12 protein-coding genes are annotated in these 14,705 nt (G+C 63.7%); 8 read left to right on the top strand and 4 right to left on the bottom strand.

All coding sequences use genetic code 11. The annotated features are described in order from the left end of the window. Positions 1-109: 109 nt before the first annotated feature. From P0D73_RS44935 to P0D73_RS44925, 3 genes are read right to left on the bottom strand one after another with little or no spacing between them, the layout of a single operon-like run. A complete protein-coding gene (locus tag P0D73_RS44935) occupies positions 110-1,279 on the bottom strand; it encodes a dihydrodipicolinate synthase family protein (RefSeq protein ID WP_408283641.1) in 1,170 nt (389 codons plus the stop codon). A 7-nt stretch (positions 1,280-1,286) separates the two neighbouring features. Beyond that, positions 1,287-2,066 (bottom strand): 3-ketoacyl-ACP reductase, encoded by a 780-nt coding sequence (locus P0D73_RS44930; protein WP_408436137.1) that lies wholly within the window; start codon positions 2,064-2,066, stop codon positions 1,287-1,289. Next, entirely contained in the window at positions 2,063-3,208 is a 1,146-nt protein-coding gene (locus P0D73_RS44925; RefSeq protein WP_408182622.1) for an acyl-CoA dehydrogenase family protein, read from the bottom strand. The genes P0D73_RS44930 and P0D73_RS44925 overlap by 4 nt, the downstream gene beginning before the upstream one ends. Before the next feature lie 213 nt (positions 3,209-3,421). Between P0D73_RS44925 and P0D73_RS44920 the strand changes: the two genes are divergently transcribed. Further along, positions 3,422-4,954, top strand: a complete 1,533-nt coding sequence (locus P0D73_RS44920; protein ID WP_408436140.1) for an acyl CoA:acetate/3-ketoacid CoA transferase — start codon at positions 3,422-3,424, stop codon at positions 4,952-4,954. A gap of 55 nt (positions 4,955-5,009) precedes the next feature. Here the strand turns inward: P0D73_RS44920 and P0D73_RS44915 are convergent, their stop codons facing one another. Continuing rightward, a complete protein-coding gene (locus P0D73_RS44915; protein ID WP_132378592.1) occupies positions 5,010-5,693 on the bottom strand; it encodes a TetR/AcrR family transcriptional regulator in 684 nt (227 codons plus the stop codon). Positions 5,694-5,906: 213 nt separating this feature from the next. Here P0D73_RS44915 and P0D73_RS44910 point away from each other — a divergent pair, with 213 nt between their 5' ends. The 7 genes from P0D73_RS44910 to P0D73_RS44880 form a co-directional block, all read left to right on the top strand. After that, the gene (locus P0D73_RS44910; RefSeq protein WP_408436134.1) at positions 5,907-7,415 is read left to right on the top strand and encodes an aldehyde dehydrogenase family protein; all 1,509 of its coding nucleotides are present in this window, start codon (positions 5,907-5,909) and stop codon (positions 7,413-7,415) included. Between the two features lie 95 nt (positions 7,416-7,510). Continuing rightward, entirely contained in the window at positions 7,511-9,184 is a 1,674-nt protein-coding gene (locus P0D73_RS44905; protein WP_408436131.1) for a GMC family oxidoreductase, read from the top strand. A gap of 128 nt (positions 9,185-9,312) precedes the next feature. Then, the gene (locus P0D73_RS44900) at positions 9,313-10,392 is read left to right on the top strand and encodes a sugar ABC transporter substrate-binding protein (RefSeq protein ID WP_408245952.1); all 1,080 of its coding nucleotides are present in this window, start codon (positions 9,313-9,315) and stop codon (positions 10,390-10,392) included. Next, entirely contained in the window at positions 10,389-11,417 is a 1,029-nt protein-coding gene (locus P0D73_RS44895) for an ABC transporter permease (RefSeq protein WP_408436128.1), read from the top strand. Before P0D73_RS44900 ends, P0D73_RS44895 begins: the two co-directional genes overlap by 4 nt. Before the next feature lie 19 nt (positions 11,418-11,436). Further along, positions 11,437-12,936, top strand: coding sequence for a sugar ABC transporter ATP-binding protein (locus tag P0D73_RS44890; RefSeq protein WP_408283622.1), 1,500 nt, complete (start codon positions 11,437-11,439; stop codon positions 12,934-12,936). 7 nt (positions 12,937-12,943) lie between these two features. Beyond that, positions 12,944-13,903, top strand: coding sequence for an ABC transporter permease (locus tag P0D73_RS44885; protein WP_342960446.1), 960 nt, complete (start codon positions 12,944-12,946; stop codon positions 13,901-13,903). 53 nt (positions 13,904-13,956) lie between these two features. Further along, the coding region (locus P0D73_RS44880; RefSeq protein WP_408283619.1) for an electron transfer flavoprotein subunit beta/FixA family protein at positions 13,957-14,705 on the top strand (749 nt) is incomplete at its 3' end.

Here is a 14,705-nt window from a genome sequence, read left to right as displayed (position 1 = left end):
CGGCCCCGCGGCCCCGCCCCCACCCCCCCCCCCCCCCGCGCCGCGGGCCGGGCGCCCCGAAACCGGCAGAACACCATGTGCCGCACAGCACCGGTTGGGCGGCTCATCGTCAGTCTCCGCAGCCGAGGGGCGCCATGACGCGGCGAATGCGCGCAACGGCATCCGCGGGATCGCGCAGCAAGCGGGCCTGATCGGCGAGACGGAAGACGTCGGCGAGATAGGCGGGCGGACGCATGCCGTGGTGGCCGCCGGGCATGAAGAAGTGATCCTGGAAGCCGTTCAGGTACGCGAGGAACACCACGCCCGTCTTGTAGTACTGCGTCGGCGCGCGAAAGATGTGGCGCGAGAGCGGCACGGTCGGCGCGAGCAGCGCGTTGAAGCTGGCGTGATCGTTGGCGGCGAGAGCGGATAGCGCCTGCGACGCGGCCGGCGCAATCGCGTCGAAGATGCCTAGCAACGCGTGCGAAAAATGTGTGCCGTCGCCGGCGATCAGCGCGGGATAGTTGAAGTCGTCGCCGGTGTACATTTTTACGCCGTGCGGCAGGCGCTGACGGAATGCGATTTCCTTCTGCTCATCGAGCAGCGAGATCTTGATGCCGTCGACTTTTGAAGCACTCGTCCCGATGATGTCGAGACACACCTGCGCTGCGCCGGCAAATTCATTTGCGCCCCAGTAGCCCGCGAGTTCGAGGTCGAACATATCACCGAGCCAGTGCAGGATCACCGGTTGATCGCACATGGCGAGCACTTCGCGATACACGCGCCGATAATCGTCCGGCGTACGCGCGACCCGCGCGAGCGCGCGGCTCGCCATCAGGATCACCCGGCCGCCCACGCGCTGCACCGCCTCAAGTTGCTCCGCATACGCGCGGATCACCTGATCGCAGTTCGTGACCGAAGCGGGCGCGATATGGTCCGTGCCGCAACCCGACGCGATCGCCGCGCCCGCAATGTCGCGCGTGCCTTCGATGCTGCGCGTGATCAGTTCGAGCGCCGTGCTCCACGGCAAGCCCATGCCGCGTTGCGCGGTGTCCATCGCTTCCGCGATGCCGAGCCCTTGCTGCAACAGATAGCGCCGGTAAGCGATCGTGCGATCCCAGTCGATGGCGGGCGCGGCGTTCAGTTCGCCCGCGCGCAGCGGATCGGCCACCACGTGGGCGGCGGAATACGCGATGCGGTTGAATTCGCGTTCGGGCGGCCGTACTTCGAGCGGCACACCTTCCACGCGATACGTTTCCATCGTGCCGGACGCGGTCGGAAGTTTCATTGTCAGGTTCATATGCAACTCAATATTTGGTGACGAGCAGGCCGCCGTCGATACGGATCGCCTGCCCGACGCTATAGGGAAGGCCGCCCGTTGCAAGCGTGCGCACGGTGGTCGCCACTTCCTGCGGCGTGCCCCAACGTTTGATCGCGGTGAGCCCTTGCTCGATCTGCGTGTCGTAGCGCGCGCGGGATGGCGCCGTCATTTCGGTTTCGATCAGGCCGGGCTGCACTTCGTACACGCTGATGCCGTGTTCGGCGAGGCGCAGCGAAAACAACGTGTTCGCCATTGAAAGTCCGGCTTTGGATACGCAATATTCGCCGCGCAACGGTGACGCCGCGATCGCGTTCGACGACGTGATCGTGACCACGGAAGGATGTGGCGCTACGGCGCCGCCGGAGCGCGTGAGGCAGTGTTTCGCGAAGGCCTGCGTGAGAAAGAACGTGCCCCGCGTATTCACGGCGATACAGCGGTCGAAACTTTCCGGCGTCACGTCGAGCAGATCGCCGCGCGACATCACCGAGACGCCCGCGTTGTTCACGAGGCAATCGATCTGGCCGTCGAGCGCTGCTTCGATCTCGTTTAACGTGGCGGGATGCGAGTCGATGTCGGCGAGATCGGAGATGACCGCGATCGCACGCGCGCCGGTTTGTTCGACCTCGCGCACGGCGCCGTCGAGTTCTTGCGACGCCACCGCATCGGTCAACGCAACGTCGAAACCCGCGTGCCCGAGTTCGACGGCGATCGCCCGGCCGATGCCGCGCCGGCTGCCCGTGACAAGAGCAATGGGCCGCGCACTCATAACGTGGCTCCGTTGGCGATCAGATCGCGCGCGACGATGGTGCGTTGAATCTGGTTGGTGCCTTCGTAGATCTGCGTGATCTTCGCGTCGCGATACAGACGCTCGACTTCATAGCCGCGAATGTAGCCGCTGCCGCCGAAAATCTGCACGGCGTTCGCGCTGTGCTTGACGGCGGTGTCGCCCGCGAAACACTTCGCCATCGAACACGCGATGCTCGCGCGTTCGCCCGCTTCGAGCCGTTCCGCCGCATCGTGCACGAGCAGCCGCGCGGCCTGAATGTCGGTCGCCATGTCGGCCAGCATCCACTGAATGCCCTGGAATTCGGCGATGTGGCTGCCGAACTGCTTGCGCGTCTGAGCGTAGTCGAGCGCCGCTTCGAGGCCCGCCTGCGCGATGCCGACCGCCAGTGCCGCAATGCCCACGCGGCCCTTGTCGAGCACGCTCATCATGATGTGAAAGCCGCGGCCTTCCTGGCCGAGCAGCGCGTCTTGCGGCAGCTTCACGCGATCGAAATGCAGTTCGCCGACTTGCGACGCGCGCTGGCCCATCTTGTGTTCCTTCGCGCCTTTCGACACACCGGCGAGCGCGCAGTCCACGATGAAAATACTCATGCCGCGCCGGCCCGCGGCAGGGTCGGTGCGCGCGAGCACGAACGCGACGTCCGCGACCGGCGCGTTGTGAATCCACAGTTTCGCGCCGCTGAGCTCCCAGCCTTCGGGCGTGCGGACCGCTGTCGTGCGGATGCCCGACACGTCGGTGCCGGCGTCCGCTTCGGTGATGCAATACGCGGGACGCAGCTTCGCGCGCAGCAACGGCTCCATGTATTTCGCGCGCTGCGCGTCGGTGCCGTGCACCGAAAGCAGGGTGCCGACCAGTTCGAGCAGGCCGCACTGATCCGCCACGGACGCGTAACCGCGCGACAGTTCCTCCATCACCAGCGCATACGCCGTGACATCGAGCCCGGCACCGCCGAACGCCTCCGGAACAGTAATGCCGAACAGGCCCAGTTCGCCCATCTGCGCGTAGATCTCGGCGGGAAAGCGCTCGTCGCGATCCAGTTCTTCCGTGATCGGACGAATCACTTCCTGCGCGAAACGGCGCGTGGTTTCGCGAATCTGTTGATGCGTGTCTGAGAGTTTCATGCTGTCTCCATCGTAATGATCGGTACCTGTTTTTGCGTCTGATCGGGCTCGTTCAGGTAAACCCGAGCCTCGCGCATCGCTACTTGAATTACGTGATTCCCTGTGCCAACATTGGCAACAAGTAACCAACTGGTTCGTTATTTAAGACCAACGAATCGCTGCTGTCAACGAGGTTTGAGGCCGATCTGAGTGGAGGATGGTTTGGATAAGTGGATGGATGCCGCCGAGGCGGCCGGGAAAATTTTCGACTTTGCGACCATTGCGCTGGCCGGTTCCGGCGGCGGTCTGCTCGAGCCGGACGCCGTGCTTGCGGCGCTCGAACAGCGCTTTCTTCAGACGGGACATCCGCGTGACCTGACGGTGGTTCACGCGCTCGGTATCGGCGACGGCAAGTGCAGCGGACTCGGACGTTTTGCACACGCCGGCATGGTGCGGCGTGTGATCGGCGGACATTGGAGCTGGTCGCCGGCGATGCAGCAGATGGCACAAGACAACGCGTTCGAGGCCTATAGCTTTCCCGCCGGTGCGATTTCCACGCTGCTGCGCGAAATCGGCGCGGGGCGGCCGGGGCTGGTCACGCATGTCGGCTTGCGTACCTTTGTCGATCCGCGTATCGATGGCGGCAAGATCAACGCGCGCGCCAGTGAAGACCTGGTCGAACTGATCGAACTGGATGGGCGCGAATACCTGCGCTACAAGCCGTTCAAGGTGGACTTCGCGATCGTGCGCGGTTCGTCAGCCGATGCGTGCGGCAACGTCACGCTGCGCCGCGAGCCCGCCGATCTCGACACATACGCCGCAGCGCTTGCCGCTCATAACAGCGGCGGCCGCGTCATCGTGCAGGTCAAGGAGCGCACCACGCAGGGCTATGTGCCGGCGCGGCTCGTACGTATTCCGGGGATTCTCGTCGATACGCTCGTCGAGACGCGGGAGCAGGTGCAATGCGTGGTCGCCGATTACGACCCGGCGCTGAGCGGCGAATCACTGAGCCCGATCGACGACGGTTTCTACGAAATTCCCACGGGCATCCGCTACATCATCGCCGCGCGCGCCGCGCAGGAATTGCATGAGGGACAGTCGGCGAATTTCGGTTTCGGCATTCCGGGCGGCATTCCCGGCGTGCTCGCGCAACACGGTCGGCTCGGTACGTTCTGGGGTTCGGTCGAGCAGGGCATTCACAACGGCGCGATGCTCGACGGGCCGATGTTCGGCACCGCCCGCAACGCGGAGGCGATCCTCTCGAGCGTCGACCAGTTCGATTTTTATAGCGGCGGCGGCGTGGACATCACGTTCCTCGGCATGGGCGAAATGGATGGCGAAGGCAACATCAACGTGTCGAAGCTTGGTGCGACGGTGGTGGGGCCGGGTGGTTTCATCGACATCACTCAGGGCGCGCGAAAGATCGTGTTTTGCGGCAGTTTCGAAGCGAAGGGGTTGCAGGTCGAACAGGCTGGCGCGGGCGTGAAGATCGTGGCGCCGGGCAGCGTGCCGAAGCTCGTCGAACGCGTGCAGCACATTACGTTTAGCGGCGAGCAGGCGCGTATCGCGAAGCAGGAAGTGTTGTACGTGACGGAGCGCGCCGTGTTCCGTCTCGAAGAGAATGGCGTGCGTTTGATCGAAGTGGCGGAAGGTGTCGATGTAGAGCGTGATGTGCTGGCGCGTATGTCGTTCCGGCCGCTCCTCGACGAGGCACTGTTGGCGCGAGGAAAAAATGAAGCGCGTGAAGCACATGCCAGAGTGGCCTGACGCCGCTCGCGGTGACGTGAAGCGCCGTATCCGGGCGCTTCAGCCGTCACGGCGATCAGGGGCGCAGCAGGCGCAGAACGGTTTCGATATTGAAGTCGAGACGGTTTTTCAAAGCCTCTTTGCTCATGAAGTCGATGTCGAAGATCACACCGCTCGTGAAGCGATTGGTCAGGTAGTAGTAGCCGACTGCCGCCATGGTGATGTGCAGTTGCCTTGCATCGACGCCCGCGCGAAACACGCCCGCTTCGACGCCCCGATCGATTATGCGTTGCAGCATCGAGATGAAGCCATGATGCAGTTCCTTGAACCGTTCGGACTTCTTCACATGACGTGCCTTGTGAAGATTCTCGCTGTTCACGAGCGTCATGAACTCAGGGTTCTTCAGGTAGTAGTTCCACGTGTGCGTGGTGAGCGCGACGATCGCGTCTTCGGGCGAGAGGTGGTCGAGGTTCAGCTTCAGTTCGGCGGAGCGGATGTCGGCGTAGGCATCTTCGAGCACAGCCTGGAACAACTCCTCCTTGCTGCCGAAGTAGTGATAGATCATCCGCTTGTTGGCCTTGGCGCGCGTGGCAATGGCTTCGACGCGAGCGCCGGCGAGGCCGAGTTTGGCGAACTCCTTCTTGGCGGCTTCGAGAATGCGCGCCCGGGTGACTTCGGGGTCGCGTTGCCGCGGCGGTTGCGCGGCGCCGGCTTGGGCCGTTTTCGATGCCCGGCCGGGGGGTGTGCTCGCAAGAGTCATGTTGGCTGGTCGCAGGAAAAAAGTGTGAGGGAACGGTGTCGGTCGACCTGGTGTCGTGTCAGCGACTATAGACCAAAAAGGCATTGCGAGGAAGTAACTGGATGGTGCAGAATAGGCGCCAAAAATGCCAGAAGCATTGTCTTGCCGAACCGGTTTACCTCGCGCGCGGCGCGCGTTTCAGCGCCCGCGTGAATGCAAACTCTGGAGACAGGAATGAGCAATCTGAATGAACTCGCAGCAACGCTTCGTCTTCCGGCGGAGCCGCTGCGCACGCCGATGTTCATCGACGGCAAGGACTACGCGGGCAGCACCGCCGAGTTCGTCGAGCGTAAGAGCCCGGGTCACGGTGTGCCAGTCACGGCCACGGTGCGCGCATCCGTCGACGATCTGAACGCAGCGGTCGCCAGCGCGCGCCGCGCGTTCGACGACGGCCGCTGGTCGCGCCTGTCGGGCGAGCAGCGCGCCACCGTGCTGCTGAAAACCGCGCGTCTGATCCGCGACAATGTCGAAACGCTGGCGTATGTGGAAACGCTGGAAAGCGGCAAGCCGATCGGCCAATCGCGCGGCGAGATCAATGCGGCGGCAGGCATCTGGGAATATGCGGCCGGTCTCGCACGCGTCGTGCACGGCGATTCGCACGACACGCTGGGCGCTGATCTGTTCGGCTTGACGGTGCGTCAACCGATTGGTGTTGTCGGCATCGTCACGCCATGGAATTTTCCGTTCTTCATTCTTTCCGAGCGTTTGCCGTTCGTACTCGCCGCGGGTTGCACGGCTGTCGTCAAACCGGCTGAACTCACCTCGACCACCACACTGAAGCTCGCCGCACTGCTGACCGAAGCCGGCTTGCCGGACGGCGTCGTGAACGTGGTGACGGGGCTCGGCTCGGTGGTCGGCCAGGCGCTCGCCGAGCATATGGACGTCGACATGGTGTCGTTCACCGGCTCGACGCCCGTGGGCCGCTCCGTGCTCACCGCGGCCGGCGGCAACATGAAGAAGGTCGGGCTGGAACTCGGCGGCAAGAATCCGCAAATCGTTTTCTCGGACGCCGATCTCGACGATGCCGCCGACGCCATTGCCTTCGGCATCTGCTTTAACGCGGGGCAGTGCTGCGTATCAGGCAGCCGGCTCGTCGTGCATCGTTCGGTGGAAGAGGAACTCGTCGCGCGCGTGAAAGCCGTGTTCGAAAAAGTGCGCGTGGGCGATCCGCTCGATGCATCGAACCATGTCGGCGCGATCGTGGAAGCACGTCAGTTCGAGAAGATTCGCGGCTTCATCGACGCGGGCCGGCGTGACGGCGCACAACTGGTTCACGGCGGTGAGGCGACCAGCGACGGTGAGCGTTTCTTTATCCAACCGACCTTGTTCCGCAACGTGCAGCCGCAAAGCGCACTGGCGCAGGAAGAGATCTTCGGACCGGTGCTGTCGGTCACGCCGTTCGATACATTCGAAGAGGCGATCCAGTTGGCGAACGGCGTGCCTTATGGCCTCGCCGCCAGCATCTGGACGCGCGACCTGCAAGGTGCGATCAGCAGCTTCCGCGAGGTTCAGGCGGGCCGTATCTGGGTGAATTGCACGATTACCGGCGGCCCCGAAATGCCGATCGGCGGCGTCAAACAGTCGGGCATCGGCCGCGAAACGGGCCGTTATGGCGTGGAGGAATACACGGAGCTGAAGTCGGTGCATGTCCAACTCGGCAAGCGGCCGCGCTGGATCGCGTAACACCCGTTGAATTGATCGAGCGGCCGTGAAGAGCCGCACGCAACATCCGGATCACGCGCAGCGTGTGACCGTAGAAAACCGTATCGGAGACAGCAATGTATGACTATGTGATCGTAGGTGGCGGCGCGGCGGGTTGTGCGCTGGCGGCGCGTCTGAGCGAGGACGCCGGCAACCGTGTTTTGTTGCTCGAAGCCGGGCCCGCCGATACCGATCCGTATATCCATATGCCCGTCGGCTTCTTCAAGATGACGGGCGGTCCGCTGACCTGGGGTTATCGCACGACGGCGGCAGCGGAAACACAGCGCCGCCAGATTCCGTTCGCACAAGGTCGCGTGCTCGGCGGCGGCGGCTCGATCAATGCGATGGTCTACACGCGCGGCCAGCCCGCCGACTACGACGGCTGGGAACGCGACGGCTGCACCGGCTGGGGCTTTCGCGACGGCGTGCTGCCGTACCTGCGCCGCATGGAAGACAACGAGCGCCTGTGCAACGAATATCACGGTGTAGGCGGCCCGCTCGGCGTGTCCGATCTCATCAGCGTCAACGAACTGACCAAGGCGTTCGTGCTCGCGGGCCAGGAAGCCGGCATGCCGTACAACAGCGATTTCAACGGCGCGCAGCAGGAAGGCGTGGGCGTGTATCAGGTCACGCAGCGCAATGGCAAACGCTGCAGTGCCGCGGTCGGCTATCTGCGTGATGCGCGCTCGCGGCCCAATCTCACGGTTCGCACGGACTGCCTCGTGTCGCGCGTCGTGATCGAGAACGGCCGCGCGGTCGGTGTCGAATTCGCGCCGCGCGGCGAGCGCGCTAACGTGACGATTGCGCGCGCCGAACGCGAGGTGATCGTGACCGCCGGTGCGATCGGCTCGCCGAAACTGTTGATGCTCTCCGGGATCGGCCGCGCCGAAGATCTGGAGCGGGTCGGCGTGAAGCCCGTGCATGCGCTGAACGGCGTCGGACAGAATCTGCAGGACCACTTCGACATCGACATCGTCTACGAACTCAACGGCCCCTATAGTCTCGACAAGTACGCGAAAAAGCACATGATGCTGCTCGCCGGACTGGAGTACAAACTGTTCAACAAGGGACCGGTGACGTCGAATATCGCCGAAGGCGGCGCGTTCTGGTACTCGGACAGCAGTGTGCCGACGCCCGATCTGCAATTCCATTTCCTGCCCGGTGCCGGGGTCGAGGCCGGTGTGCCGCCGGTGCCGTCCGGTTCGGGTTGCACGCTCAACTCGTACTTCCTGCGTCCGCGCAGCCGCGGCAGCGTGACGTTGCACAGCGCCGATCCCGCCGATGCGCCGCTGATCGATCCAGCCTATATTCGCAATCCGTACGACCTGAAGGTCGCCGTCGACGGCATTCGGCAGAGCCGCGAAATCATGAGTCAGAACGCGCTGCGCAAGTACGTCCGGAGCGAGCATTTTCCGGGTGGCAAGGTGCGCACGCAGGCCGAATACGAAACCTACGCGCAGCAGTACGGACGCACGGGCTATCACCCGGTCGGCACCTGCAAGATGGGCGTGGACGAGTTGTCGGTTGTCGATCCGCAATTGCGCGTGCGTGGCATCGAGGGTTTGCGTGTCGCGGACTCGTCGGTGATGCCGCGCATCGTCAGCTCGAACACGAATGCGCCTACGTTGATGATCGCGGAAAAGGCCGCCGATCTGATTCGCGGGCTGGTAGCGCAACCCGTGCCCATGCCGGGCGCGCTCGCGGGCACTTCCGGACGCGCGATGCGCGAGTCCGCTGCGGCCGCGGTTTGATGCCGGAGTTGCGCAAGCAGGACTGAGGAAGGGTACGCGGAATGATTGCGTATCACTTCCTTGGGGTAAATATCCGGTTATTTATACACGGCCCTGAACAGAGGGTTCTTTCGCTCGGAGGAGACATCATGAACAGACAGGATCAACGCGCAGGCGTATCACGCCGCGACTTCATCAAGCTCGGCGCGGGCGCGGCATTCGCCGTCGCGGGTGGCGGCATGTCGGGCCTCTCGTTCGGCGCGGGGCAGACCACGCTCGCCTGCTCGTTCCGTTCGCTGACCAACCCGTACTACACGGCGTTCAACAAGGGCGCGCAAAGCTTCGCGAAGAGCGTCGGTTTGCCGTATGTGCCGCTCACGACCGAGGGCAGTTCCGAGAAAGGCATCGCGGATATCCGCGCGTTGCTGCAGAAGACCGGCGGCAATCTCGTGCTCAACGTCGACCCGAACGATTCCGCCGACGCCCGCGTGATCGTCGAAGCCTGCTCGAAGGCCGGCGCGTATGTCACGACGATCTGGAACAAGCCGAAGGACCTGCACCCGTGGGACTTCAACCCGAACTACGTGGCGCATCTTTCTTACGACGGCGTCGCGTATGGCGAGGAAACGGCCACGCAGCTTTTCAAGTCGATGGGCGGCAAGGGCGGCGTGGTCGCGCTCGGCGGCATCTTCAGCAACGTGCCGGCGATCGAGCGCAAGGCCGGTCTCGATGCAGCCTTGAAGAAGTTCCCCGGCATTCAGTTACTCGACTTTCAGGTCGCCGACTGGAACTCGCAGAAGGCGTTTCCGATCATGCAGGCGTGGATGACGCGCTTCAATTCGAAGATCAAAGGCGTGTGGGCCGCGAACGACGACATGGCGCTCGGTGCGATCGAGGCGTTGCGCGCCGAAGGTCTGGCCGGCCAGATTCCGGTGACCGGCATGGACGGCACGCAGCCGGGACTCGTTGCGATCAAGACCGGCGAGCTGATCGCATCGGTCGATTGGGACCCGTACTGGCTCGGCGGCATCGGTCTCTCGATGGGTCTCCAGGCGAAGGATAAGAAAGTCGACCTGGCGACGCTCGCAAAAGACCGCCGTGAGTCGTTTTGCACCGCGACGTTCGTCACGAAAACCAACGTTCAGGACGTGATCGCGCGCGCCGCCTCACCGAAGGCGGAATGGAACAACCTTTATGCCCGCGTTGCCGGGCCAGTGGTGTATCGATGAATAAGCTCACCGCGACTTCTTCCCGGCACGCCGTGCAGGCCGCTCAATCTCCCGCGTCCGCGCACGGCCCCGCAGCCGTGCGCGCACTGCTGCGGCGTTACTCGCCGTTGCTGGTGCTGGTGGCGCTGGGCCTGTGCATCGGCGCGCTCAACCATGACTTTTTTGACCCGATGAACCTGTCGCGGATCGCGATTGCCGCCGTGATCCCTTTGACGATCGCGCTCGGCGGCACGTTCGTGATCCAGCTCGGCAGCATCGATCTGTCGGCGGAGGGGATTGTCGCGGTGGCGGCGATCGCCGTGTCGATGCTGATCGAGAACTCGTACAACGACAATCACTTCGGCCTGTGGGTGCTGGCCATCGGCGTCGCGGCGGGCGTGGTGCTGGGGCTGGCCAACGGCGTGCTGCACGTGTTTCTGCGCATCCCGTCGTTCATCACCACGCTCGCGGTCGGCTTCGTGGCGACCGGCATCGGCACGGCCGTGTTGTCGGGCAATACGATCCGCGTGAGCGACACGGCGTTGCGCGCGATTTCGATCACGCGCTACTTCGGCCTGCCGCTGTCGGTCTGGATCGGCGTGCTGGCGCTCGGGCTCGCCTGGTTCGTGCACCGCCATACGATTCTCGGCCGCCATACGCTCGCGATCGGCGGCGGCGAGGACCTGGCGCGGCCGAGCGGCGTACGGATCTCGCGCGTGCGCATCGCGGTGTTCGCGCTCGCTGGTGCGTTCTACGGCGTGGCCGGCATTCTCGCGGTTGCGCAATACGGGCAGGGTCACGCGATGATCGCCAACGGCCAGTTGTTCGTTGCGATCACCGCGATCGTGGTGGGCGGCACATCGCTCGCGGGCGGCAATGGCGGTCCGCTCAACACGCTGATCGGTACGCTAGTGGTGGTCGTGCTCGCCAACGGCATGGTGTTGCTCGGCGTGCCGCCGTATGTGCAGCAGGGCATTCAGGGCGTGCTGATCATCGTTGCCGTGACGCTGGCGTTGAATCGCTCGCGCCGCCGCATCGTCAAGTAACGGATAGGGAGACACCACGATGCTCACACTCAAGAACGTCACCAAGCGTTTCCCCGGCGTGCTGGCGCTCAACGACGTGTCGATCGAAATCCGGCCGAACGAGATCGTCGGGTTGATCGGCGAAAACGGCGCGGGCAAGTCGACGCTGATGAAATTGCTGACGGGCGGCTACCGTCAGGATTCCGGTGAGATTCTGCGCGACGGCAAACCGCTCGTGATCAAAAACCCGCGTGATGCCACCTCGAAGGGCATCGCGATGGTCTATCAGGAACAGTCGATCCTGCCGAATCTGACGGTGGCTGAAAACCTGTTTCTCGGCCGTGAGGAGCCGTTTCTCACACTCGGCCGGGTCAACTGGGCAAAGCTCAAACGTGCTGCAGTCGCCGAACTGGCCACCGTGCACCTCGATATCGATCCGCTGACGTTATGCGAAGACCTGACCTTCGGGCAGCGGCAGATGGTCGAACTCGCCAAGGCGCTGTCGCTCGCGAGCCGTACCGACGGCATGCCGGTCATTCTGCTCGACGAGCCGACGTCGGTGCTCGAAGCGGCGGAGATCGAGATCCTGTTTCGCCTCGTGCGTGAACTGAAGGCGCGCGCGTCGTTCGTGTTCGTCTCGCACCGGCTCGACGAACTGTTGTCGCTGAGCGACCGCGTCTATGTGATGAAGGACGGCAAGGTGGTGGCCGGCATGGCGTCGGCGGATGCGTCGGTCGGACAACTGCACGAACTGATGGTCGGCCGCACGATGGACGGCCAGTACTACCGCGAGAATTTGCAGAAACCGTGCCGCGGCGAAGTCGCGCTGTCGGTGCGTAACGCGTCGCTCGGGCATACGCTGAAAGGCGTGTCGTTCGATGTGCATTGCGGCGAAGTGTTCGGGGTGGCCGGCGTGGTCGGGTCGGGGCGAGAGGAGTTGTGCCGCGTGATTGCGGGCCTGGAGTCGCTCGACGCGGGCGAAGTGCTGGTTGGCGAAACCCGCTTGCGGGCACAGGCCACGCATGCGGTCTCGCTCGGCATCGGCTACGTGCCGCGCGAACGCAAGGTCGAGGGACTCGTCACGCAGATGAGCGTGGCCGAGAATCTGACGCTGCCGCGCCTCGCCGCGGTGAGCCGCAGCGGCGTGGTCAACAAGCGAAGCGAGCGTGCGATCGCCAATGAATGGATCGAGCGTTTGCACATCAAGACGCCTGGCCCCACCGCGTCGTGCCGCAATCTGTCAGGCGGCAATCAGCAGAAAGTCGTGCTGGCGAAATGGCGCTTTGCGGGCAGCCGGATTCTCGTGCTGGATCATCCGACGCGCGGTCTCGACGTGGGCGCGAAAGAAGAGGTCTATCAACTGATTCGCGAACTGACGGCCGAAGGTGTAGCGGTCGTGCTGACCGGCGACACGCTCGAAGAAATTCTCGGGCTGAGTCATCGCGTGATGGTGATGCGCGACGGGCGCGCGCAGAAGATTCTCGCGTGCGAAGTCGGCCACAAGCCGTCGCAGATCGACGTCGTCGAACACATGGTGTGAGGGCAACATGGCACAAATGAATGCATCATTGAAGGCACGGCTCGGCGACAACGCGCCGTTCATCGCGCTCATCGCGCTGTATCTGCTGATCGAGATCGCGCAACCCACTTTCCTCGCGCCCTCGACGCAACTCGGGCTGCTCGCGGACAGTTCGACGCTGTTCATCATGGCGGCCGGCACGACCTTCGTCGTGTTACTGGGCAGTATCGATCTGTCTTTGCAGGCGGTGGCTTCGCTTTCCAGCGTGATCGTTGCGATGCTGTTGCCGCGTTATGGCGCGTTGGCGGCGGTGGTGGCGCTGGCCGCGTCGTTCGGGATTGGTCTTCTGAGCGGCGTGATTCAAACCGTGCTGCGCATTCCGTCGTTCATCGCGACGCTGGCGGTCGGCGGGATCGCGTCGGCCGCAGCGCTGACGCTTTCGGGTACGCGCTCGATCGGCATCAGCGACGAGATGCGCAACGCGTCGCTCGGCTGGACGACGGGCTCGTCGTTCGGTATTCCGCATGAAATCATGCTCGCGCTGGTGGTCTTTCTGCTCTGCGTGTTCCTGCATCGTTCGACGGTGTTCGGGCGGCGCGTCGACGCCATCGGCGCCGGCGAACCGGCCGCGATCGCATCGGGCGTGCGCGTACCGGTGACGCGTTGCCTCGTGTTCGCGACGTCGTCGTTGTTTGCCGGGCTTGCGGGCGTCATCATGGCAGGGCGGTTGGGCAGCGGATCGCCGACACTCGCCGACCAGTTCCTGCTGCCGGCGATCGCCGCGGTGATCGTCGGCGGGACTGCGTTGACGGGCGGCGCGGGTGGCATCGGCCGCACGCTGATCGGCGCGCTGCTGGTGTCGGTCGCGCGGGTCGGCATGACGTTTGTCGGGATCAGCGTGTTTGCGCAGCAGATCGTGTTCGGCGTGATTCTGATCGTCGCGGTGACGGTGGCGTTCGATCGTTCGAAAGTGCTGATCATCAAGTGAGCGCGTCATGCGTTCGATGTGGAAGTCTTTGGACTGTGATGGAGTGGGTTTAGATGAAAGTTCTGGTGGCGGTTAAGAGAGTGGTGGACTACAACGTGAAAGTCCGAGTCAAGTCGGACGGCACGGGCGTCGACATCGCGAACGTGAAGATGTCGATGAATCCGTTCGATGAGATTGCGGTTGAAGAAGCGGTGCGGTTGAAGGACGCAGGTGTTGTTAGTGAAGTGGTGGCGGTTTCTTGTGGGGTTGCGCAATCGCAGGAGACGCTGCGTACGGCGCTCGCGATCGGCGCGGATCGCGCGATTCTGATCGAGTCTTCAGTGGAACTGCAGCCGTTGGCAGTCGCGAAGCTGCTGAAGGCGCTGGTCGACAAGGAACAGCCGCAGCTGGTCATCCTCGGCAAGCAGGCGATCGACGACGATTCGAACCAGACCGGCCAGATGCTGGCTGCGCTGGCTGGTTTGCCGCAGGCGACGTTTGCCTCGAAGGTTGTTGTTGCCGACGGCAAGGCGACCGTTTCGCGTGAAGTGGACGGCGGTGCTGAGACGCTGTCTTTAAAGCTCCCCGCAGTCATCACCACGGACTTGCGCCTGAACGAGCCGCGATATGTGACGCTGCCGAACATCATGAAGGCGAAGAAGAAGCCGCTGGAAGTCGTCAAGCCGGAAGACCTGGGTGTCGACGTCACGCCGCGCCTGAAGACGCTGAAGGTTGTCGAGCCGCCCAAGCGCTCCGCCGGTGTGAAGGTGCCGGACGTGAAGACGCTGGTCGAGAAGCTGAAGACCGAAGCCAAGGTGCTGTG

The sequence above is a fragment of the Paraburkholderia sp. RL18-101-BIB-B genome, from assembly GCF_046026985.1.
Taxonomy (GTDB): domain Bacteria; phylum Pseudomonadota; class Gammaproteobacteria; order Burkholderiales; family Burkholderiaceae; genus Paraburkholderia.
Note: the sequence above shows the minus strand (reverse complement) of the source record. Positions and strands in the feature narration are given on the sequence as shown.